Annotated in this window: 14 protein-coding genes; 13 read left to right on the forward strand and 1 reads right to left on the reverse strand. The window is 54.2% G+C overall.

The genetic code is table 11. From position 1 onward, the window contains the following. Window positions 1-197: 197 nt before the first annotated feature. From MHH48_RS16250 to MHH48_RS16265, 4 genes are all read left to right on the forward strand, one after another. Entirely contained in the window at window positions 198-2,402 is a 2,205-nt protein-coding gene (locus tag MHH48_RS16250; protein ID WP_076323316.1) for a cation-translocating P-type ATPase, read from the forward strand. Window positions 2,403-2,551: 149 nt separating this feature from the next. Continuing rightward, the gene (locus MHH48_RS16255; RefSeq protein WP_076323317.1) at window positions 2,552-3,577 is read left to right on the forward strand and encodes a glycoside hydrolase family protein; all 1,026 of its coding nucleotides are present in this window, start codon (window positions 2,552-2,554) and stop codon (window positions 3,575-3,577) included. A 44-nt stretch (window positions 3,578-3,621) separates the two neighbouring features. Further along, window positions 3,622-3,822: a hypothetical protein gene (locus tag MHH48_RS16260; RefSeq protein WP_076323318.1), complete on the forward strand. Its 201-nt coding sequence runs from the start codon at window positions 3,622-3,624 to the stop codon at window positions 3,820-3,822. Window positions 3,823-3,961: 139 nt separating this feature from the next. After that, the gene (locus MHH48_RS16265) at window positions 3,962-4,429 is read left to right on the forward strand and encodes an SMI1/KNR4 family protein (RefSeq protein WP_076323319.1); all 468 of its coding nucleotides are present in this window, start codon (window positions 3,962-3,964) and stop codon (window positions 4,427-4,429) included. A gap of 209 nt (window positions 4,430-4,638) precedes the next feature. Here the strand turns inward: MHH48_RS16265 and MHH48_RS16270 are convergent, their stop codons facing one another. Further along, a complete protein-coding gene (locus MHH48_RS16270; RefSeq protein WP_076323320.1) occupies window positions 4,639-6,624 on the reverse strand; it encodes an alpha-amylase family protein in 1,986 nt (661 codons plus the stop codon). A gap of 134 nt (window positions 6,625-6,758) precedes the next feature. Between MHH48_RS16270 and MHH48_RS16275 the strand changes: the two genes are divergently transcribed. The 9 genes from MHH48_RS16275 (at window position 6,759) to MHH48_RS16315 (ending at window position 24,190) form a co-directional block, all read left to right on the forward strand. Continuing rightward, on the forward strand, window positions 6,759-7,667 hold the full coding sequence (locus MHH48_RS16275; protein ID WP_076323321.1) for an AraC family transcriptional regulator: 909 nt from the start codon (window positions 6,759-6,761) through the stop codon (window positions 7,665-7,667). A gap of 133 nt (window positions 7,668-7,800) precedes the next feature. Continuing rightward, entirely contained in the window at window positions 7,801-10,110 is a 2,310-nt protein-coding gene (locus MHH48_RS16280) for a helix-turn-helix domain-containing protein (RefSeq protein ID WP_076323322.1), read from the forward strand. A 435-nt stretch (window positions 10,111-10,545) separates the two neighbouring features. Then, window positions 10,546-11,571 carry an ABC transporter permease subunit gene (locus MHH48_RS16285; protein WP_083659697.1) on the forward strand — a complete coding sequence of 342 codons (1,026 nt, stop codon included), beginning with the start codon at window positions 10,546-10,548 and terminating at the stop codon, window positions 11,569-11,571. Window positions 11,572-11,586: 15 nt separating this feature from the next. After that, the gene (locus MHH48_RS16290) at window positions 11,587-12,471 is read left to right on the forward strand and encodes a carbohydrate ABC transporter permease (protein WP_076323323.1); all 885 of its coding nucleotides are present in this window, start codon (window positions 11,587-11,589) and stop codon (window positions 12,469-12,471) included. A gap of 36 nt (window positions 12,472-12,507) precedes the next feature. Further along, the gene (locus MHH48_RS16295; protein WP_076323324.1) at window positions 12,508-14,034 is read left to right on the forward strand and encodes an ABC transporter substrate-binding protein; all 1,527 of its coding nucleotides are present in this window, start codon (window positions 12,508-12,510) and stop codon (window positions 14,032-14,034) included. Between the two features lie 130 nt (window positions 14,035-14,164). Beyond that, window positions 14,165-17,938 carry an Ig-like domain-containing protein gene (locus tag MHH48_RS16300; protein WP_076323325.1) on the forward strand — a complete coding sequence of 1,258 codons (3,774 nt, stop codon included), beginning with the start codon at window positions 14,165-14,167 and terminating at the stop codon, window positions 17,936-17,938. A 114-nt stretch (window positions 17,939-18,052) separates the two neighbouring features. Next, the gene (locus tag MHH48_RS16305) at window positions 18,053-18,730 is read left to right on the forward strand and encodes a hypothetical protein (protein WP_076323326.1); all 678 of its coding nucleotides are present in this window, start codon (window positions 18,053-18,055) and stop codon (window positions 18,728-18,730) included. Beyond that, window positions 18,723-22,979, forward strand: coding sequence for a glycoside hydrolase family 2 (locus tag MHH48_RS16310; RefSeq protein WP_076323327.1), 4,257 nt, complete (start codon window positions 18,723-18,725; stop codon window positions 22,977-22,979). The genes MHH48_RS16305 and MHH48_RS16310 overlap by 8 nt, the downstream gene beginning before the upstream one ends. A gap of 74 nt (window positions 22,980-23,053) precedes the next feature. After that, window positions 23,054-24,190: a glycoside hydrolase family 88 protein gene (locus tag MHH48_RS16315; protein WP_076323614.1), complete on the forward strand. Its 1,137-nt coding sequence runs from the start codon at window positions 23,054-23,056 to the stop codon at window positions 24,188-24,190. The last annotated feature ends 100 nt before the right edge of the window (window positions 24,191-24,290 follow it).

Here is a 24,290-nt window from a genome sequence, read left to right on the forward strand (position 1 = left end):
TCGTTCCTACCATCGCTGTCGCTTGTCCGGAATCGATTCGTCCTCTCCGCTACGGGGCTTTTATGATTACTGCACATTGCTTTCAGGCAAAAACCGCGATAGATGACTCTTCTTAACCATTCTGATGTTACGTGTATTTTCATACAATGTATGGACAAGCGAAAGCAGAAATAAGCAGAGAGTGGGGAGGAACCGTTGTGAAGCTGCATCAAATCCATGTGACGGGCATGACTTGCACAGCTTGTGCAGCCCGGATCGAAAAAGTTCTTCGGAAAGTGGAAGGCGTTCAATCTGCCCGTGTCAGCCTCGCCTTATCTCAAGCCACGATTCATTATGAACCGACGCAGATTGGATTAGACACGATCTTGGAGAAAATCGAAAAGCTTGGCTATGGAGCGATCGACAGGCTGTCGCATCCGCAGGCAGGGATCGAGGCGGAGACGGGGGCTTATCGCATTCGGTTCATCATCGCCGCTTGTTTATCGGTCCCACTCCTATGGGCGATGATGGCCCATGTTGCCGATTGGCCTGCACAATGGACGCCGGATTTGCTGATGGAACCTGTATTTCAATGGGCGCTCGCTACGTTGCTTCAGTTTGGCGTCGGATTTCCTTTCTATTACGGAGCTTACCAGGCTATGATCCATCGTACAGCAAACATGGATACCCTTGTTGCGTTAAGCACCTCGGTGGCTTATTTCTACAGCCACTATGTCATGTTTGAATCCAGGCACAGTCTAGCGCATCCAACGCTTTATTTTGATACGATTGCGATGGTGATGACAGCGGTACTCCTGGGCAAGTGGCTTGAGACCATGGCCAAGGGTAGAGCGTTGAAACAACTTAGTGCATTATATGAGCTTCAGGTTAAACGGGTTCGAGTCGTCCGCAGTCATGGGGAAGAATGGATTTCTGCGGATCAAGTGCAGATCGGGGACCGGATCCGAGTGAACCATGGAGAATGGATTTCCATTGACGGCTTTGTTCAGTCGGGATCGGCGGATGCCGATGAATCTATGCTGACAGGTGAAAGCACAGCGGTGGCCAAGGGCATGAGGGATCGAGTTTACGCCGGAACGCGTTGTCTGGTCGGACGTTTGGACATCGTGGTTGATAAGAATCATGGCGAAACCCGTCTATCTCAAATGATTGGGCTTATCGAGTCTGCACAACAGGGGAAACCGGCCATTCAGTTAGCCGTTGACCGTATAGCAGGGATATTTGTTCCCGTGATGATCGGTTGTGCTGCACTTACTTATGCGGGATGGCTCTGGATTTCCCAGGCTCCCGATGCATCCGAAACGGCGATGCGCCACGCGCTGTCTGTTTTACTGATCGCCTGTCCCTGTGCGCTTGGTTTGGCTACGCCGGTATCCATCCTGATCGCAACCGGATCGTCTGCCCAAAGAGGCGTTCTATTCAAAGACGGCCGGTCTCTAGAGGGTTTGCGTAGAACCGATGTTGTATTGTTGGATAAGACAGGCACGTTGACGGAAGGAAGACCTCAACTCACAGCGATTCACACTGCGAACGGCAGCAACGCTGCCTACGCGCTATCCATGTCGGCAGCGCTGGCTTCTCGGTCCGCTCACCCTTTAGCACAAGCCATCGTACGAGCCGCCCAAGACAAACATTCTCCACTTTTGGAAGCACAAAAATTCCAAGAGCGGGTTGGGAAAGGGATGGAAGGCTATGTCAAAGGAGAGCACATATGCGTGGGAAATCGGAAATGGCTGCTGGAGCAGGGCATACAACTGGAAATTCCACCAGATCAACCTGGCTATACAAGGCTTTATGTCGCCGTGAACGGGAAGTGCATCGGATCGCTTGTATTGATTGACAAGCTAAGAAAAGATGCCCGGAAGATTGTACAGGAGTTAAAGCGAAGAGCCGATGTGTGGATGGTAACCGGAGATGAGGAACAGGCCGCCGTGGCGGTGGCGGCCGCGGCAGGGATCGATCAGATGCGTGCAGGCATGCTTCCTGAAGACAAGCTGGCATTCATTCGCGAGCTTCAACATCAAGGACGTTCCGTTGCCATGATTGGCGATGGGATAAACGATGCAGCTGCGCTGGCTGTGGCAGATGTCGGCATGGCGATGGGCGGGGGAGCGGATGCGGCTAAACAGGCCGGCGACATCGTGCTGATCGGAAACAAGCTTTTCAACATAATCGATGCGTATACATGGAGCCGCCAAACGATGCGGAATGTTCATCAGAATTTGCTATTTGCTCTGCTGTATAACGCCATTACCGTGCCATTGGCTGCATGTGGTTATTTGGATCCACGCATCGCTTGCATCGGCATGGCGGCAAGCTCCGTGCTTGTTGTTGCGAATGCGCTTAGATTGCAGCTTAAGGTGCAGAGATTAGATAAGAACCGCATAACCGTGAATGGTTGAATGAATAAGCCGTGACGCTATGGTCACATTCATGGCGAAACCTTATGATTCTCACAGCCTTCCCGTTCTGCTAGAATATCTCATGTAAGGGAAATGAGAGCGGTTGCGAGAAAGGATAGCCAAACCATGCTTACGGGAGGTCAGTATTAATGAATAATCCGATTAATGCGAGGTTACTGCCTGCGCCAGTGAACGGCGGGTATTGTGATGAAGATTATTTTATCTGGTGCGGGTCATGTGTTAAAGGGGAGGACGGTCGTTATCATCTGTTCGCTTCTCGGTGGAGGAAGGAGCTTGGATTCGGTGTCCACTGGCTATTCAATTGTGAGATCGTAAGGGCAGCCAGCCCGGTGCCGGAAGGTCCTTACCGATTTGAGGAAGTTGTGCTCGGTCGTCGAGATCGCGGCTATTTTGATGGGATGAACCAGCACAATCCTCATATTCAATACTGGAACGGTACGTATTACCTCTATTATATGGGAACAACGTACGGGGGGCCGATACCTGGGCCGGGAGACGTCGTTTCCTCTGAGCGAGGCACGGAGGTCTGGAATAACAAGAGAATTGGGCTGGCGACATCCCGATCGGTATTCGGCCCTTGGGAAAGGTCGGACGAACCCCTTCTGCTTCCCCGCCTGGGACAGTGGGACGGCACCGTCACAACCAATCCAGCCGTTGCAATTCTGGCAGATGGCCGTACCTATATGATCTATAAATCGCGGGAATATAGCGGGTCCACACTTCAGTTGGGCGTAGCGGTAGCGGAATGTCCATCCGGTCCTTTCAAGCGGTTATCCGATCATCCGATATTGAATTTCTCGGATCCGGATAAACATGTGGAGGATCCGTTTCTCTGGCATGACGGCGAACGATTCCACCTCCTGATCAAGGATGATTCCAAGAACGGGTCTGAGGGCTTGACGGGAGAATGGGGAGCTGGCGTATATGCTACGAGTACGGATTGTCTGGACTGGAAGATTCATCCCGAGCCCAAGGCGTATTCCCGGACAGTAGCATGGGATGACGGCACGGTTAAAGAAATGTGCAACCTCGAGCGTCCCTACCTTTTATTTGAAGACGGAGTCCCAACCCATTTATTTGCAGCAACCGGTACGGGTACACGTGCTTGGGATTTCACGCACACCTGGAATATGGTCATTCCATTGGCTAGATAAAACGTGAGAGGGTTTGGATTCATTGGCAGGGAGGGAATGATCCTATGAATGAAGCATTAATGGAAAGATTACAGAAATTCCTGTTAAGGCAGGATCGGGCCTCACTTGTAGGAAGTCCGGCAACCCAAGAGGAAATCGCACATCAGACAAGAAAAGTGTTCATCTGCTGTCACGATACAGGCGAGGCCAAATTATTGGCAGATTCCTTTGAGGCGCTGATCGAGGATAATTTTTATGAATGGTAAGTCATTCTTAAGTTGATGACTGCTGAAAGCGGTCAACGATGGATCAGCAGGTTCGATCGGAAAGAATACGAGGGGAAAAATCTCCCTATATTAGAATAGAAATCATTACCTTATGGCTAGGACGAAGGGAGTTCTCGTTATGTATGAACGATTGGCACAGAAACTGGAAAGCACGACTGCCTTGAAATGGTATCCCGGACGCGGCGTGAAAGAGGAATGGATCGTTGAGGCCGAAGCGGAGCTGGGATTCAGTCTGCCGCCCTCCTATCGCTGGTGGCTCAAGAACTACGGCAGTGCCACGCTGAGCGGTACGGGGATTCTCATGCTTGCTCCCCCGGACGTGAGGGAGTACGCCGATACAGATATTCTATACATACATCGCCTGAATCAGGCTGATGAGGAGTGGCGGGAGCAGTATCCGAACAGGCTGGATCTGTTCGTCCCTGACGAGGATGAGCTGTATTATTTCGATACCTCCACCAAGGATGAGCAGGGGGAGTTCGCTGTCATGCGCTATGATCTCATGAACGATCTGATCGAGGAGTACGCTCCGACATTTGCAGAATTTCTGGAACAATTGATCGACAAACGCAGTGCAGTATATTGATGGGTGACATAAAAACTTGAGTTTTAGTTGTTCAGCTATGATACATTATGAGTCGGGAAGACATCCCCGGGATGTCTTCTTTATTTTTCTTCCTGCTTTTTCACACTACGAATGGAACCGTCAAAATGAGACCAGCCGCAGTCCAGGGACTGCGGCTATTTCCATAGGCAGAGTTGTTTGCCATCGCCCCTATGCAGCAAGCAGGATATCTACGCCAACTCCAGCACAACCATTTGGTGATTATCCAAATAAGGAACCGTATAGCTGATTTCGCCTTGGTTACGAATCTGATACGGAAGATCCTCCATCGAAGGGGCCAGATAGACCCGCTTGATCGAAGCGGCAGATGGGAGACGCAAGTCGACGGATATATTCTGAAACGGAACGATGTCCTCGATGACCTCCACGCGACCCTTCAGGACAGGAGAAGCATACAGGAGGTGATTAATATAGCGCTTCTCTACCTGCTGATACTGCAGCGTCGCGATGCCCCGTGCAGGCAAATCGCAGCGCAGGGAAGGCTGTGGCAGGAGCCGGGCGAGCGCGTGCAATACCATCTCTTTCAGAATGAGGTGGCCGTTATCTGCATAGTCGCCGAACACATTCCAAGCGATGTAGATTCCGCCTGTGCTTTCAATCATACCCGGGCCGACGTCTTCTCCGGCGCTTGGCGTGTGCTGATGCGAGCAGAACGTGAACACGTCCCGGTTAAAGTATGGATTCTCCCGGCTGCCAAGCGCTCGGCCGCCGTTCAATTCCACCTGCTGTCCCTCGCCATACATGACAAACGAAGCAGGCTGAAGGGAGCCTGGAGTAAAGTCCGGACGGAAATACGACGGACGGTAAGGGCTGGCGCCTCTCCAGTTCAGTCCAAGATCAAGCGCAAATGCGCTGCCGGCTGGATCCAAACCCGAGCGACCCGTGGCCAGAACCTTGCCGCCGCTTGCGGTAAATGTGCGGATTGCTTCTCCCAATGCCTGCCATACCGGCACATCGTCCGGCAATATCAGCACCTTGTAACGACCGAAATCCGCATCGGCATCCACGATGTCGTATAAGTAATGTCCTTCGGTCAGGATGCGTACCGCTCCGGCATCCGCCAGATTGTTCCGGTCTTCCGATTGCCGTGCTTCCGGGCAAGCCGACCAAGCGGCTTCCAGTGACAGGACTGCAATGTCCGCCACGGACGTCGTTTGGCCGCACCATGGCTCCTTTGCTTGCACCTCCGCGTAGGCGGTGCCGATCAAGGCGTAGGTCGCTTCATCCATCAGGCCTGATGGGTGAAGCTGGTCGCCGATCGAGCACTTGGCGCCGTGCGCGAGGCTGAGCGCCGTTTCGAACCGCAGCGCGTTCGGATGCTTATACCCGCCGAATTCGCCCCAAGAGGTGTGGAATTTGCCCGTCATACCAAGAAAATCCATGCCCAGCGTCTGCGCGTAGCGCGCCGACAGCGGAAAGTGATCGTAACCCCAGCCCCCGGTTGGCAGGGACTCCAGTTCCAAATGGCTGTTGACATGGGCGAGGTCGCGGCGGCCGCGACGTTGATGCCCGCTGTTATGAAAGACCGGCAGACCGGGCTTGATCTCGTCCACCGTTTCCCGTACGCGGCGGGCATAGTTCAGGTAGGTCGCCTCGCCCAAGGCGGCAATGGCCGCTGCATCCCGAGGATCTTGGCCGGCTGATCGCAGCGCTGCCACGCAATGCTGGCAATGACATTTTCGGATTCCGACGATATCAAGGAAAATGCCGTCCGTATCATAGCGGGAAACAACCTCGCGGATTTGAGCCAGCAAGAGGTCCAGGTAAGGCGTGTTGAAGCAAAACTCATGGTACCCGGGCGTCATGAAATCTTTGGCCCATCGCGTACGATCTTCCGCATCTCGGATCAGCCATTCGGGATGGCGACGCGCCAGCTTTTCGTCAAGGCCGGCGGACAGGTACACAGGCGTTTTGACGCCGATTTCGTGGGCGGCTGCAATCATTTCACCTAGCAGATCGAACGAAAGATGCGGGTGCGTTTCATTGGCTTTGCTCGGGTGGTAAGCCCAGCCGTGATGACATTTAGAGAAAACGGTAATGGAATCGACATGCCCGGCTCGCAGCATGTTCTGAAACTGGTTTTTTGAAAACTGGCTTCCGATGCCCGGGATGGCCTCGGATGTATGAAAGTCGAGATGAACCTGACGAAATCGCATGTGTGAACAGCCTCCTTTGCCGCCTGATGAGAACGGTTTCTTTTGTTGAATGTACCTCTTTTATACGCGGGTAACCAGTGATATTATAGACTTTGATTAGCACAAAATGGACTTACGAAAAGGAGAGAACCGCCGTGCTGTGCTTAGAATTTGCCATTCCGCCGCTACCGCAATTCGTAACGGCCGGACATGCCGTCTGGAAGCCGGGAGACCGGCATTTCGCCCGCACCTTCGGCGTCTACGACCTGCTGCTGGTAACTAGGGGAACCCTTTATATGACGGAAGAACAGACCGAATATGAGGTCTGTGCCGGAAAGCTGCTCGTGCTGGAAGCGGGACTTCGGCATTTCGGGCATCGTGCCTGCTTGGAGCATACGGAGATTTATTGGGTGCATTTCGTCCATGGGCATCCTGCAGTGCACATTCGGCGGGAGGATATTCCCTGGTCGAACCTGCTGTCCAAGGGCACGGTCGAAGACGTTGAGCCATCCTCGCAGCAGCGCATGTACTTGCCGAAGTTCGCATCCGTCGAGGTGCAAACCGTGGAGCCGATGCTGCGCGGATTGAACGATACCCACAACATACTGAACGGGGAGAATGCGCTCCAGCTTCATCTTTTGCTGACCGAGCTGTTTGCCGCGCTGCAGGCAGACTGCGCACGGATGACCGAACCGGAGCCTTCCATCCGACTGGCACAAGCCGCCGCCGCTTATTTGAACGAACACTGGAGGGAGCCGTTTGAACGGGCAGCATTGGAGGAAAAGCTGCATTTCCAGGCGAGTTATATCGCCAGATGTATGAAGAAGCATATCGGCAAAACGCCGCTGCAGTACGTACTTCATCTGCGCCTGGAGGAAGCCAAAAAACTCCTCGGCGGTACGGTGCTTGGCATTTCCGAGATCGCTGAAAGGGTGGGAATCCGCGATTCGAACTACATGACACGCTTGTTTGCCGCCAAGCTTGGCATGACGCCCGGCGCGTATCGGCAGATGCTGCGGCAGAAGAAGGAAGGCGAAGGGGGCGAGTCCCCTGGGCAGCCCTGACAAGCAACACCGTCGCCCAGACATACGGCGACTGCGTATCGAGTGCAACGGTAACATTTCGAAAATGCTGATTGACAATGAAAAACCCGCCGGATTATAGTAAAGCCACCTAACCTTGCAGGAGAGTGGTCCCATGAAGTTGCTGCAAACCCTCCGCTCTCGCAAATATTTGCAGCGGATAATCCTTAGCTTCATGCTTGTTGTCGCAATGCTGGCCTTCGCCTCTCTCTTTCTGAACGCCGCCGCCCGTGACAAAGTATTGAGCCTCCAACACGAAGCCGATCGCAAGCTGCTCACCCAAATCAATTACAATATCGAGAACATGAACGGGATCGTGAAGGATTTGGCGGTATCGTTGTACAATGACGAAGAGCTGATCGCGTTGAAGTCAGGGGCGGATTATAAGCAGAGCATTCTGAAAATCGAACGTCTGAACCGGACGGTTGCCGCTTCGCCGTACCTGCACGCCGCCGTTTTTTACAACGGCAAACAGGACCGTTTTTTCTCGTCGCTGAGCCATGATATGGATACGCGCGTCCTTTACGGCGCACTGGAAGATTACATGGACGCTCGTGCCGACCTGCCGAAGCTGCAGCTCATTCCGCTCGATCTTGACGGTGAGAATGAAGGCATCGACGTGTTCGCATTTTTCGTATATGATGGGCCGAGTCTCGGTTCCGTCAATCGAAACGCGCTCATCTTAACAGTGAAGCCGGGGTGGATGCTGGATAATGTGAAAGCGCTTAATCGAGTCGCCGAACGGGAAAACGACGTCTTGTTCGTTACGGACGGCGACGGTCAAGTGCTGATGGCAGGCGATCGCAAGCTGCCGCCCGGGCTGGACATCAAGAGAGATTTACTCGGAAGGATGGGCTCAGCAAACCATGCACCGGACTCCTTCATCCATCAACAAGGCGATAAGAAATATAAGGTCACTTACTTGAGCAAAGGCTTAAACGACTGGCAGATCATCAGCCTTCAAGACTATGACGACGTACTGGGCAGTGTCCGCCAGATGCGATGGACGGAAATGGCCGTGACACTATCCGTTGCGACGCTGGCTTTGCTGTTGTCCGTACTGATCTCGCTCCGGCTGTATAAACCGGTAGGCCGCCTGCTTACGCTGGTGCCCTACGATGGAGGCAGGGATGCCAAAGCCAAGGATGAGCTGTCCCTGATCACGGAGAATGTAACGGAAATGATCGGCAAGCTCCGAGGATTGGAACAGGAGCGTGCCACGCAATGGAATATCGCCAAGTTGTATCATCTGCGGAGCCTGATCAGCACAAGCGACAGCATGGACGAAGATGCGTTTAAGCGGATGAAGGAGCAGTACGGGATCGATATCACGCATCCATCGCCGCTGCGACTTACGCTTGTGCAGCTCGACGACTTGCAAAGCCAGGTCCTGCAGCCGGTTTCCCGGGCGGGAGAGCTTTATTCCTTCGCCATCGCGAATATCGGCCAGGAACTGCTGCGGCATGGCGGCTCCTGCGAAGCAGCAGATATGAAGAGCGGTCATCTCGTTTTTGTTGCTGCAGGCGATTCCGGATACCTTGAATCCTTGGACGAACGCTTCGGCGAACTTCAGCAAACCATTTTTCGCTTTTATCGAATCACCTTTACCGTAACGCTAAGCGAGACGTTCGAGGATTATCGCCAGCTTACGAAACATTACAATCTGGCGCTTCGGCATTCCAACTATCGCATGATATTCGGTAAGGGCGCCGTGATCCGGCCGGAGATGATCCGTAGGAATGAGCGGAACGAATCGCTTACCATTCCGAAGGAACTGGAACGCCGGCTGACGGAGGGATTAAAGGGCGGCAATCCGGAAGAGACGGAGCAAGCTATTCGGAGCTGGAGGGAGCTGCTTGGCGAGTTTAGCTTTGACGGCATGTTCTCGGCACTGCTGCATCTGACCATGACACTGAGCCATACGCTCGGTGAAATGAATAATAACAACTTGAACATGGTGTCGGTCAATCTGCAGGCGATCAACCGCCGCATTCTCGAAAAAGAGACGCTGGACGAGATCGAGTGCGTGCTCCTGGATGTCGTGCGGGAGGTGTTCGAGCAGCGCAGGAGCGGACGCGAGGATAAAAACCGGCTGCTTGCGGACACCGTCAAGGAAATGATCGACAAGCATTATGCGGATCCGGACCTCAACGTACAGAAGATCGCCGATATGCTGAAGATGAGCTCCGTCTATTTGGGGCAAGTGTTCAAAGCGCAGGAAGGAACGACGGTAGTCGACCAGATCAACGCGACTCGGCTTGCCCGTGCCCAGCAGTATCTTGAGCAGCAGCAATTGACCGTGGCTGAAATCATGGAGAAGGTGGGCTTCGGCAATGAAAGCTACTTCTATCGGCTGTTCAAGCGCAGGTACGGAACAACCCCGAAAGAGTACCGCCTGAAGTGTGCCATCGAGCGCAGTACTTAAATCGCACAGGTTCCATCAGTCCCGCAGGCGAGTTTTGCCGTTTGCGGGTCTTTGTCATGCCGTGCTTCGGCAATGATATCCATTCGGATACGAGCGAACCGGCAGATTCGATACAAGTGTTTATGCTAACGAGCCCCTATCGATTTTTGGGATTCACGCGTAGCTGAAGAGTATCCGTCTCCTGCACTTTGGGTATCGCATTTGTGGCGGGAGAACGGTATTCCCTTAACGCAGGCAAAGCCCTGAAATTCTCCCAGTGCAGCAATATTGCTTCTATACAGCCGGCTGTACAGCATTCCGAAATCCTTACAGCCCGCCCGTACAGCAATCCTGAAATTGTACAGTAACGCAGAGCCCCGAGTTTGAGCTATCGTTAATCATGCAAAGCCTGGGATGCAGGCGAGGAGTGCATAAGAAAAGGAAGGGGCTTTCGCTATGTTGAAGAAGGTAACACTATCGGGTTCTATTGACGCAGACCCGGCTAACCTTTCGGGACCCGAATTGGGACCGAATCCTGGACCTGCCGGCGCACGCCAAAAAAAATCGGCGCTTCGCAGAGAGCTTCGCCATTTTCGTAACAACCGGGAGCTGTTTCTGCTATCGCTGCCCGGAATTCTGTACAAGCTGATTTTTGCCTATATCCCGTTAGTGGGATTGATCATTGCCTTCAAGCATTACCGCTACGATCTTGGTATATTCGGCAGCGAATGGGTTGGACTGGAAAACTTCCGTTACTTGTTCTCGACCGATACGGCTTGGCGGATCACGCGCAATACGGTGCTGTACAATGCCGCTTACATTGTAGTTACCACCGCTGCAGCGCTGCTGCTGGCCATTCTGATGAACGAACTCAGGGCGAAATGGAGCAAATTTTATCAGACTGCGCTGTTCTTGCCCCATTTTTTATCCTGGGTGCTGGTCGGATACGTCGCCTATGCCTTCCTGAACCATTCCGACGGGTTCATCAACCGCACCTTACAGATGTTCGGGATGGAGCCGGTCAGTTGGTACCAGACGGCCGAGGCATGGCCAGCCATCCTCATTCTTGTTCATTTATGGAAGGCGGTCGGATTCAATACGCTCATCTATTTTGCTGGCATTTTCGGCATTAACAGCGAGTATTACGAGGCAGCGCGGATCGACGGAGCGACAAAATGGCAGATGGCGATGAAAATTACGGTTCCGCTACTGGCTCCGCTGGTCATCATTCTGCTGATTTTGTCCATCGGCAACATGTTCCGCGGCGATTTCGGACTGCATTATTTCATTCCGAACAACTCCGGCTTCCTGTACGGATCCACGGATATTATCGATACGTACGTGTATCGCGCACTCCGCGAGATCGGCAATGTCAGCATGTCGGCCGCTACAGGCTTCTATCAGTCGGTTGTCGGTTTCGTGCTGGTGCTGGCGGCGAACGGGGTCGTTCGCAAAATCAATCCAGAGCATTCCCTGTGGTAAGAAGGAGGATATCCGATGCCGAAGAAGTTCGAACTATCCAAAATGTTAATCCATCTGCTGTTCATCCTGCTATCGCTCGCTATCGTCCTGCCTTTTCTGCTCGTTGTCGCGGTCTCGCTGACGGACGAAGCGTCGCTTACCGACAAAGGCTATCAGTTTTTTCCCGAAACGTTCAGCCTAGAAGCTTATCGCTATCTTCTCGACGCACCCGACATTTTGCTGCGGGCATACGGGGTCACGATCACGGTGACCGTCATTGGAGCACTGGCAGGACTTCTGCTCACCGCGATGACCGCATACGTCATTTCGAGGCCGGATTACCGCTACAACAGGGTAACGACGTTTTACGTATTTTTCACGATGCTGTTCAGCGGCGGGCTCGTCCCTTCCTATATCCTCATCACCCAATACCTGCATTTAAAGGACAGCTTGCTTGCCCTAATCCTGCCGGTTCTGCTCTCGCCGTTCAACATTATGGTCATGAAGGGATTCATGTCCAAAATTCCGCTTGAAATCGTGGAATCCGCCAAAATCGACGGGGCAAGGGAGCTGCGCATCTTTTTCCGGATTATATTGCCGCTATCCACGCCTGCCTTGGCCACGTTGGGTTTGCTTATCTCGTTCACGTACTGGAACGAATGGTTCAACGCCATGCTGTATATCGACGATCCCAACAAGGTGCCGCTGCAGCTGCTGCTGGTGCGGACGCTTGGCAGCATCGAGTTCATTACCTCCAATTCGGAATTTTCACAGCAGCTGGGCATCGATTTATCCAGTTTTCCGAACAACTCGGCAAGAATGGCGATCGCGGTGCTGGCCGGCGGGCCGATGCTGATCATCTTCCCGTTCTTCCAGCGGTTTTTCGTGAAAGGGCTTACGGTTGGCTCCCTTAAGGGTTAACATACAACAACCAATAAACATTCAGGAGGTCATGTTATGAAAAAAAGACTGCTAGGACTTTTGGCGATCGTCTTGATCGCGATGTCCACTCTTGCCGGCTGCGGGGGCAGCGGCGGGAACGCCGAAACGGGAAGCGGTACGACCGGCACGCAAGGGTCGACGCCGGAGGCGGGCGGCGCAAGCGGGCTTGAGCCCGCTGAGCTGACTTGGTATTATCCGCTGCTGCAGCTACAGCCGGACCAGAAGAAGGTCGAAGAGGAGATCAACAAAATCGTGAAGGAGAAGCTGAACGCCACCGTCAAGCTGATGCCGGTCGCAATCGGGGATTACGTGCAGAAGATGAACACCGTACTGGCGGCAGGCGAGAAATTCGACATTCTCTGGACCGGTTACATGCTGAAACCGGAAGAGCTTGTACGGAAAGGGGCCATTCAACCGCTGAACGGGCTCTTGGATGAGTACGCCCCGCAGCTGAAGGCGGACGTCCCTCAGGTGATGTGGGATGGTCTCTCGGTGGACGGGGAAATTTACGGCATTCCGAACCAGCAAATCAACGGGTCGAGATATGGCTTTATCGTGCAGAAGCGGTTTGCCGACAAATACGGCCTGGATCCTTCCACGATCAAAACGATAGCGGATATCGAGCCTTTCCTTGAGCAAATCAAGCAGAACGAGCCGGGCATCATCCCGATCGGGCTGTTCGGCGGCTCGTTTGTCAACCCGCAGGCGCATGACGATCAATATTGGGTCGTTCCGGGACTTGACGATCATTTCTACATCAAGACCGATGACCCGTCCTATACGCTCCATCGCTATCCCGAAGAGGAACTGGACAATTTCCGCCTGGCCAGCAAATGGTATAAGGCAGGGTACATCCATAAGGACGCAGCTACGGAAAAAATGACCGACTATCAATCCAAAGGCCAGATTGCGGTCGAGTTCGACGTCACGCTGAAGCCGGGTGTGGAAGCGGAAGTGAAGCCGAAGAACGGTGGCAACGATGTAGTTATCATTCCGCTCAGCGATTGGTTCTCCAACGGCTATTCGGCAACAACCAACCAGTCGATCAGCCGAACTTCCTCGAATCCGGAACGGGCCCTGATGCTGCTCAATCTGATCAACACCGACAAGGAGCTCTACAATTTGTTAATCAACGGTTTAGAGGGAGTGCATTACGAGAAACTGAGCGGCGATTATATCAAAGCGATGCCGGATTCCAGGTATCGTCCGAACATGGATTGGGTGTTCGGCAGCGTATTCAATTCCAACCTAAAGGAAGGGCAACCGGAAAATATCTGGGAGGAAACGAAAAAAATCAACACGAGCTCCGAAATCAATCCGGTCGGCGCATTCAAGTTCAATTCCGAGCCAGTCAGCACGGAAATCGCCAACCTGAACGCCGTATGGGGCGAGTACAAACGCGGACTCGTGACCGGAACGCTTGATTTTGAGGAAACCTGGCCGGTTCTTTACGGCAAGCTGAAGGAGGCGGGCGAAGATAAATACGTCGAGGAGGTGACGCGTCAGTTCGAGCAATTTCTAAAAGAGAAGGGCTTAAAATAATCGGCCCGTAGGCTTGTAGACGGATGGAGACGAAACGGGAGAAACCTGCTGCCTTGGTGGGCTTTGACGATACTGTGCACTGCGTAGGCAAAGCTGACCGGATTCCACGCTGGAGGAAGGGGAGCGATTTATGAAGAAGCTTGTGCTTGCGGCGCTGGCGGCAAGCCTGTTGTTCGCGCTGTATCCATTTCTGCCGGCCGCCGAGACGGCGTCGGCTTATGGAAATCCGCACGGGACGGCTTATTACGTGGCCTTAGACGGAAATGACTCGAACAAAGGGACGATCAACAAACCGTTTCGAACGTTGGAAAAAGCGCGTGACGCCATTCGGGCGTTGAAAGCGAAGAAGGGACTGCCTCGGGGCGGCGTCACGGTCTATCTTCGGGAAGGCCGGTATGAGCGGGCAACCAGCTTCGAGTTGGGTTTGCAGGATTCGGGGGAAGCGGGTAAGCCGGTCACCTATACGGCCTATCCAGGTGAAACGGTTATCTTGTCCGGTTCTAAGAAGTTGGAGAAATCCGCATTCGTTCCGGTAACCGATTCTGCCGTACTGAACCGCATTATCAGCGAAGAGGCACGAAACGAAGTGCTGGTAGCCGATCTGGCTGCCCTCGGCATTACCGATTACGGCGAGATGAGCCGGCATGGTTATTATCTGGCCAACGATTTGAGCAAGGTACCGCCGATGGAGTTGTACGTGGGCGGGGAAGGCATGACGCTGGCCCGCTGGCCGAACGAGGGAACCGTTCAAATGGACGAAATCCTCGATCCGGGACCGACGCGGAAAGATCCGAACGGGGAGGTTCATACGAGAGGCGGGACCTTTACCTACACGTATGACAGACCGCAATACTGGACGCAGGCGGACGACATCTGGCTGGATGGCATTTTCGGCTACAGCTGGGAATGGTCCTACAACAAGATCGCTTCCATCGACACCCAGGCCAAGAGCATTACGCTCCGGTATGGAGAAATGAGCGGCATTTTCAAGAACTGGTACCCAGATTTCCATTTCGCTCAAAACCTGCTGGAGGAGATCGATATGCCCGGCGAGTATTACATCGACCGCCAGGCCGGAAAGCTCTATTTTCTGCCGAATGCCGAATTCATGACCGCGAATCCATCCATCGAAGTGACGATGCTGAAGACGCCGATGATCAATGCACTGGACGCATCTTATAACGAATTCTCGGAGCTGATCCTGGAGAACGGGCGCGATTCGGCGGTCGTCTTTATGGGCGGCAGCCATATGCGTGTCCTAAATAGCGAAATCCGCAATTTCACCAATAGCGGCGTGCTGGTCAACACTCAGAGCCGCTTCCATTACAACGATTTTACCGGAGTTCTGGGAACGGACCATAAGATCGAATTTACCCACATCCACCATATCGGGGGTACCGCCGTCACGCTTACCGGAGGCGACAAGACGACGCTCGCGCCGGGCAACAATGCGGTGGAGAACTCGCACATTCATGATTTTGCTTATTATCATAAGGCCTACAATCCCGGCGTTCTCTTGTCCGGGGTGGGTAACCGCATGTCGCATAACGAACTGCACGATGCTCCCCATCCCGGCGTGCTGATCTTCGGCAATGATCATCTTGTAGAGTACAACGACATTTATGACGTTTGCAAAACCTTCTCGGATCTCGGCGCCATCTATATGAATGCAGGCGAAACGCCCCAGCAGCGCGGCACCGTCATCCGCCGCAATTACTTCCACAACATCGGAGAAAGCAAACCCGGCGTTGAAGGGGTCTATCCTGATAATTTCACGATGGGGCTTCAGATCGATGAGAATATCTTCTATCGTATGGGGAATTCAGCAATCAAAAACAACGGGGGCGCGCATATTGTGGCCCGCAACAATATCTACGTGGACAGCAAGATTCCATATGACTACGCGGATTTGTTTCTAGGCGATGAGCCGGACGATCAAGTTCCGCTGAATTACATGCCGAAGTGGGAGGCGCTGTTCGAGGCCAACAACGACTTCGTCGGCACGCCGTACCTGGCCAAATATCCGGAGCTGGCGAACTTTTTCACGGAAAATCGTTATTATCCGGATACGAATACGTTTCACGGCAACGTTGTCTACAATCCGACGCTTCCACGCAGCACGACAACGAACGAGCAGGGGGCGTACGACAAATTCAATCTTGTCCAATACGCCGATAACTGGGTAACCGACGAGGATCCCGGGTTCGTCGATTTGGCAGGAGGCGATCTGTCGCTGCGTCCGGATGCTGAAGTATTTCAGGCCATCCCCGGCTTCCCTGATATCCCATTTCACGAGATCGGCATTAACGGGAAAGCAGGTACCACGAGCAGCCCGGACAGCTACCCGGTGCAAAGCGTTGTGGTCTACGACAACGAAATCACGGTGGATCGGTGGAAAACGGTAAAGCTGCGCACGGCGGTCCTCCCATGGAACGCGGATAATCCGAAGCTGGTCTTCACGTCGGCCGATCCCGGCATCGCCACGGTTGACAATTACGGTATCGTCACGGGTCAGGAGGTGGGCAAGACGGTCATCACGGTGGTGTCAGCGGAGAATCCTCAGCTCACGGCAATGGTGGACGTCACAGTCGAAGCCGGAGACGGGGTCATGGATTTCACCGATTTCGAGTCAGGTGCAAACGGCTGGCCGCAGGATGCGAACCGCAGCATCGCAAAAGAAGGCGACAACCGCTGGTATAAAATACTGAACGGCGCTACCGCCCTCAGCGAGAAATCCTTCACCGAATATGAACTGAGCTTCAAACTGAAGACGCCCGAGACGATCGGTGAAAACGCTACGCTGTATGTGTTCGATCGCCAGGCGGGAAGCGGCTCGACCCGCGTCGGTTACAGAACCCGTCCGGACGGGTCCTCCTCCTGGCTGCTGTATAACGCAGCCTGGACCGTGCTGCATGAAGAGAAGCTCCCCGGCCACGACCTGCAGCCAAACACGGAATACGAGATCAAGGTGCTGGTCAAAGGCGGCGATATCAGTGTATACGTGGACGGCCAATTCCGTCTCAAGGCATCCGATCCGGGCCATAACGCGTCAGGCAAGGTCGGATTCTACGTCAACAACGTCAGCCATATGCTGTTTGACGACATCCGGTTCAAGGCACTGAGCACGGAGCTGGCCGGCATCATACCGTCCGAGCGCGAAATACGGCTTGCCGCCGGCGAGCAGCATCAGCTGCAGGTGACGTTCGATCCCACGGATACCCCGGATACCGGCGTTACTTGGCAATCCGCCGATCCGGCCGTAGCGGAGGTGAGCGACAAGGGGGTCGTCAGTGCCGTTTATGAAGGAGAGACGACCGTCACAGCCGTGTCCGTGGTCAACCCGCTCATCAAAGCGGATGTCGCCGTGACCGTTTCGAACATCATGCACGAGACCGACTTCGAATCGGGCAGCAACGGCTGGCCGGTAGACCCGAACCGCAGCATCGCGGCCGATCCGGACGGTAATCGCCGCTACAAAATTTTGAACGGGGCAACAGGCCTGCTGGACCGGGTCTTCGAATCGTATGAGCTGGAGTTCACGCTGAAGACCCCGGCCGTCATGCCGGACGACGGTACAATGTACGTCTTTGATCGTCAGGATGCAAGCGGCTCTACCCGAATCGGCTATCGGACCCGCGTGGATGGGACATCCGCCTGGATACTCTACGACACGGCCTGGCAGAAGATCGCCGAGTCCGTCTTGCCGAATCGAGACCTGCAGCCGGAAACGGAATATGCAGTCAAGATTAGCGTAAAGGACGGGGACGTCTCCATTTATGTGGACGGCGAGCCGAAGCTTGCCGGCACCGATCCGAATCACCGGCCATCCGGCAAAGTCGGCTTTTACGTGAGTGGATTCGACTACATGCTGTTTGACAACATCCGTTTCACGGTGGTGCCTTAAGGAAATGAGGCGCTTCCTCCCGGTAATGGAGGGAGCGTCTTTTACGATCGGCAAATAAAACGGATACGGATTTTGATCTCCAGGAGCATCAAAATTCATGATGGGAGGTTCATCATGCAGCGATGTCTATTTAGGGGCGAAGGAATCGAGGAAGATGCCCTTACACTGTTACGGGGCGAAAGTGTTTCACAAGAGATCCACGCGGCGATGGAACGGGAACGCGTGGCCCGATTAAGCTTGTTTACAGACGGAAGCCGGTTGTTTCTTTATTATGAATGTCTCGGGGAGAAGGTGCTTCCGAAAAGTTTGCTGCCCCGAGCTGAGGCATGGCTGGCCGTTTGGCCGGGAGGAGATCCGGGACGCAGATGGGCGTCGATGGCCGACGTTTTTCATTATCAAGCGCCCGTTTCGGAGCAGCATTGGGTACGGACGAATGATCACAGTGTGCCGTATGGAAGGATTGCCCGGCTAAAGCCCGAAGAGGTCTCAAGCTACGTGTACTATCATTACCAGTACCAGGAAGAACGGCCGGGCGATGGAGATAAATTCGGCATCATCGGCATGCATGAGAATCTGCTCTTTTTTTACTCAGAGCTCCCTGCCACACTTGAGCCAGCCCCTTATGAAGGAAAGTTGAAAACAACGCTCCGTCCGGACGATTGGGCAGCGGTGATGGAGCCGCATTTCATGAAGTGGGAGGGTGCGCCAGACAGTCAGGAGATTTGGCGAGAGCTGAAGCTTGTCCTGGAGGCACGTTCTTTCATCGAAAGGCAGGGAACAAACCATGCGTAATCGATTATGCCTGAACGGGGACTGGGATTTCATGCCGCTGTATGGTCAGCCTCAGTGCCGCCGGCTTCCGGATGAAATCGTCTACGAGCCGCAGCAAATCCAAGTCCCTTCCAGCTGGAGATCGTCCTACGAGCAGGCCAACGGCAAATCGTTCGGCGAAATTCGCGAGCATGGGTATGCCCCGATGGATCTCTACGGCTATCCGAAAGAATGGGACGGCGCGGAAGCGGGCGTGTTGCATAGAAGTTTTCATATTCCCGAAACCATGTCCGGGGAGCGGATTGTGCTGCGGATGGACGGCATCATGCAAAAGGCCGTCATTTTTCTTGATGGGGAAGAAGTCGCCGTATGGGAAGACGGCTACCTGCCGCTGCGTCTCGATATCACGCCTTGGGCCGAGCATGGGCATGAGCATCATCTCCATGTCGTATGCGGCAGCTTCGACAAAGTAACGTTGGCAAACGGCATGGAGAAGGTGACCGGGCTGATGGGCTCCTGGTTCGGAAATGTTGCCCGGGGAATATGGCAGGACGTTTACCTGGAAAGCTATCCGGTCCTGTCTATAGAGGATGTAACCATCCGCACATCCGTTCGGAGAGGGCGGCTTGAACTGGACGTCACCGCTGGGGCGGCGGAAATAGGAGGGGATCACGGTCCCCTTCACGTCAGGTTGAGCGTGCGAGAGATTGGCGTGCTAAGGCAAGGGGAAGAAAAGTCAGATACGAGGGAAAATGCAGATTCGATAAGCAGTAGCAACAACCGGTATGCGGCTAATGAAAAGAAGTCATTGCGAAGCCAAAGGCTTGGAATCGAAACGGAGGGATTTTCTGCGGAGAAAGGGGAAGGCGGCGGGCTGCGATTCGGAGATGGAGGGCGGTCCGTGCCTGTCCTACAGGCAGAGCAGACGGCACAGCGCATCGATCCGGTGGATGCGATGAAGATTAGACTGTGCGAAAACATACCCGGCGAGACGGTCTACCGTGCTTCCTTTAATTTAGAGTGGAGCGATGCCATCCTATGGGATCCCGATACGCCGTATTTGTATATGGCGGAGCTTGAGCTTGTAGAAGGTGAGCAGGTGCTAGACCGTCACGAGGAAGTGTTTGGTTTCCGTGAATTTTGGTGCGAAGGTCCGCAATTCATGCTGAATGGCATCCCGATCCGTTTGCGCGGCGATTCGTGGCATTTTCAAGGCGGACTGCAGCAGACGGAAGCGTACATCCGGAACTGGTACCGGATGTGCCGCTCCGTCGGAATCAACAGCATCCGGCTGCATGCTGAGCCTTACCCGGAGGATTATGTCCGAATCGCCAACGAACAGGGCATGCTGATCATCGACGAAACAGCGATATACGGATCGGGCAAATCCATGCTCGCCGACCATCCCGATTACTTGGACAACTGCCGCAAGCATGTACAGCGGCTTGTTAAGCGTGACAAGAATCATCCTTCCGTCATCATGTGGAGCCTGCAGAACGAAATGCGCTGGGTGGACGGCCGGAACGGCTATAAGGTGCATATTCCCGGCCTTATGGAGGCGATCCGGGAACTGGACGCCACTCGTCCGATCGTCGCCGAAGGAGACAACCGACTGGTGTCCAAAGCCCATACGGAGGTGGAAAGCCGCCATTACAATATTGACGGCACCATCGGTCAATGGGACCGTTCGGTCCCATTGACCTTCGGTGAACACGGTGGCTGGTGGTACATATGCCCTCAAAACGCCAGCATGTATGCGGGGCTGCAGGCATATCGCAGTACGGACGAAAGCACGGCCGGGCTGGCGCAGAAGGAACGCCTATTCGTAGAGTATGCGCGGCGGCAAGGCGTCTCGGGCATAGCTACGTTCAATTTCGCTCATTATTTCATGAGGTCGATGCCGGAGAACGACGTCGCTGTCCCACCGTCCGAACCAGGCCTGCCCGGGGTGAAGCCCAAGGTGATACCGGCCTATTCGCTTACGATCAATAACGGCCTGCTGCCGGAACATCCGATGTACGTCCCTAATCCGGCATTTGCCATCATGGCGGAGGCGTTTAAGCCGGTCACGATGTTTGCGGCCGAATACAACCGCTGTTTCTACGACGACGCAACCATCACCCGCAGCTTTGACGTCTTCAACGACACGTTGTCCGCACAGGATGTTCGGATTGAGTGCGTGATTAGGCAAGGGGAAACGATCGTTCATGAACGCAGTTTCATATTCCGGCAGGAGCCGGCCGAGCAGAAAACCATTGCGATGTCGTGGACTCCGATCCACGTTGAGACTGAAGGAATGATAGTGCTGACGGCAGTGCTGTTCCATGGCGATCGGATTATGCATGAGCTTCGGAAGGAATACCGGCTTGTGTCGGGAAGCCTCCTTCGCCATCCGGTTGAAGTTGGGCGCCCGACAGCTTACTGGGGATCTGAAACAGATTACTTCAAGATCCGAAATCTTGTTCCCGACTGCAAGCGGGTAGCCCGGGATGGGCTTGCTCTGCTGTCATGCGATCATTTGCTTATCATCGGCAGTAAGGCAGAGGACCCGGATGGCGGGTTGGAGGCGGAGTTAAAAGGCTTCGTCGCACGCGGCGGTCGCCTGCTGATGCTGGAGCAGCGCGGGTTGTCGCTAGGCGGCCGGCTGAGGCTGTCGCGGAGACCGTTTCTTCGGGCCCATGCCGGCGATTACCAACATCCGGTGCTTAAGGGTTTAAGCGACTCGGATCTAATGTTCTGGCACGAGGAGCTTCCCGAAGAGGGCCCGCTGCCTATCATTTACGCCGCATTCGAAAAGCCGCTCCAAGGCGATTTCACCCTGCTGCTGGAGTGCAGCGCCGGCGATTTCGGCGACGGTGGGGATTTATGGTCGCCGCTCTTGGAGTACCGGAGCGGGAGCGGCATGTTTGTGGCCAATCAGTTGGAGCTGATGGCTAATCTTGGGCGCGTTCCGCAAGCCTGCCTGCTGCTGCGCAACCTGCTGGCTTACACCGGTCGCAACGAAATCGCTGATGGTGCGACTGTGCGGCCGGTGGGGGCGCTGGTCCGTCCCGGCGGGGAAGCGGCTGCGTTCCTCGACCGGCTGTGCCTGCGCTACACGGTGCTGGATGCAGCTGCGCTGATAAATGAGGCTGCGACCCATGACGAAAATGGACGGGGCGATCTTCCCGCATTCTTCGCGCAATCATTCGGCCTGCTCGTAGCAGAAGCAAGCCTGCTTGCGGCTCATGGCTCAGCCGAGGCCGTCCGGCGCTATGCCGAAGCAGGCGGACATGTGCTTGTCCTGCCGGCGGACAGCAGTCAGCATGGCAATCTTGCCCGCCTGTTGGACCGTCCTGTGCGAGTGGATGCTCATGAGGCGTACCATCTAACGGCGGATTACAGCAACGAGGTTGTACGCGGCTTCAGCCCGGTCGAGCTGTTCGGCTATGACAAAGTATTTCTGTCCCCCCGGGACACCTCAAACCGTTTGCTTGCCGCCTTCCGACTTGAGGTTGCGGGAACGGACGCCTTGTGCGTTAGCGTGGAGGGAACCGCTTGGAAAGATTATTTCGTCAATGGTTACACATCCGAATACAGCCGTCTCGCACTGGTCGAACTGAACCGCAGGAAAGCCCGCTCTTCCGGAGCGTTTCTGGTCCAAGCGAGGACGGGGGCAGGCTTCATCCTGTGCTCCCAGCTTCTGCTAGACCCCAACAATGAGAAAGCACTGAGACTCTATACCCGTTTGCTCGCCAATCTGGGTGCCGTCTTTGATGACGGCTTGCTGAAGAGCGAGAAAGACGACGGGGCGTGGGCCGTGAAAGCGGTTATGGTACTGCCTTGCCCGTCTCATGTCGATTACGAGGCGATGAAGACATACTATACCGATCCCGAATTTTCGTTGAACAATTTGGGTGAAGGCCTATACGGCTGGATGCAGAAAAAAGAGCAGCAACCCAAGGATGGAATGATGCGGATTGCCTGCACCGGATATGATCCATGGTTTATGAGCTGTTTTGTGCAGGTACCTGGAGGAGGAGCTAAGCCAGTCCGCAAGGGACGTTTGCGAGTTCATGCTAATGTGCCGTATGCCATTTACCTGAACGGTGAGCATGTGCGTGAACCGGAGCGCGAGCTTGTCTTGAAGGGCGGACTCAACCGGCTGATCGCGATCGTTCGCGGAACCGGCGGGGATATTGCCTTCGGCATGACCTTTCTGCACGAGGACGGGACGTACATGAAGGATCTGGAATACCGCATGACCCTGGATGAAGTCGAACCGAAATAGTCGAACGTATAGACGGTAGCGATATCGGTATGGAGCCAGATCAGATGAAACAAAATGGATATGGGGAGGACATTATGGACTGGAACGCTGTCATCGAACGAACCTTACACACAACGAAAGCGAATATCGCCCGGTTTGAACATCGGTTTCCGCATGTCGGAAACGGGGACGGCAAGTATCAGCTGGTGAATCATACGGATTGGACGGAGGGATTTTGGCCTGGCATTCTGTGGCTGAGTTACGAGTACGGCAAGGATCCCTGCTTTCGTGAGGCAGCTATCCGATCTGTGCGTTCGTTTCAAGAGAGATTAGCGCAAAACCAAAAGCTGGAGCATCATGATATCGGCTTTTTGTATTCATTATCCGCTTTGGCGGAATGGTTCGTGGAACGTGACGAGACTGCCAAGAACATGGCGCTGCAAGCCGCAGATGCGCTCATGAGAAGATGGAGGCCCTCGCTTCAGCTTATCCAGGCATGGGGTCCTGAACGTGATCCCCAAAACGGCGGCAGGATCATCATCGACTGCCTGATGAATCTGCCCTTGTTATGCTGGGCCACCGAACAGACCGGAAATGCTGCATATGCCGATGCCGCGCGTATACACGCTGACAAGAGCTTAAAATTCCTGGTGCGTGGAGACGGCTCTTCCTACCATACTTTTTATTTTGACCCGAAATCAGGCGATTCCGTGCGAGGCGGGACGCACCAAGGATACAGGGATGGGTCTACGTGGTCGCGGGGGCAGGCTTGGGGCATTTACGGATTCGCGCTGGCTTACCGTTATTTCCAAGAGCCGCAATATTTGGACGCTGCCATTCGAATGGCGCGTTATTACATCGACCACCTTCCGAACGATCATGTCGCCTATTGGGATTTTGACGTCCTGCCATCAGCGCTTACACCGAGGGACAGCTCCGCCTCTGCCATTGCGGTATGCGGGATGCTGGAAATCACGGATTTGCTGCCAGATGATGATCCCCGTACGGAACTTTTCCTAAATGCCGTTCGGCGTTCGATGGTTTCGATGGTTAATGGTTATTTTACGGACGGTAATCCGGATGAAGAAGGTTTTCTGCGGCATGGTTCGTATTTTGTCAGGGGAGGGATCGCGCCGGACGATTTTGTTATATGGGGGGATTATTTCTTTCTCGAAGCGCTCATCCGATTAAACAACGGGCGTCCCGGTTATTGGTATGTAAGCGAAAGATAGCTGGACTTAAAAAAATGAGAACCCCTGTGCTTTTAGGTAAAGCACAGGGGTTCTCGATACGGCTTGGGCCCTTGCGTGTGAAGGGCTTTTTTGCTTGTAG

Origin of the sequence: Paenibacillus sp. FSL F4-0100 (assembly GCF_037993005.1) — a bacterium.
Lineage (GTDB): Bacteria > Bacillota > Bacilli > Paenibacillales > Paenibacillaceae > Paenibacillus_AQ.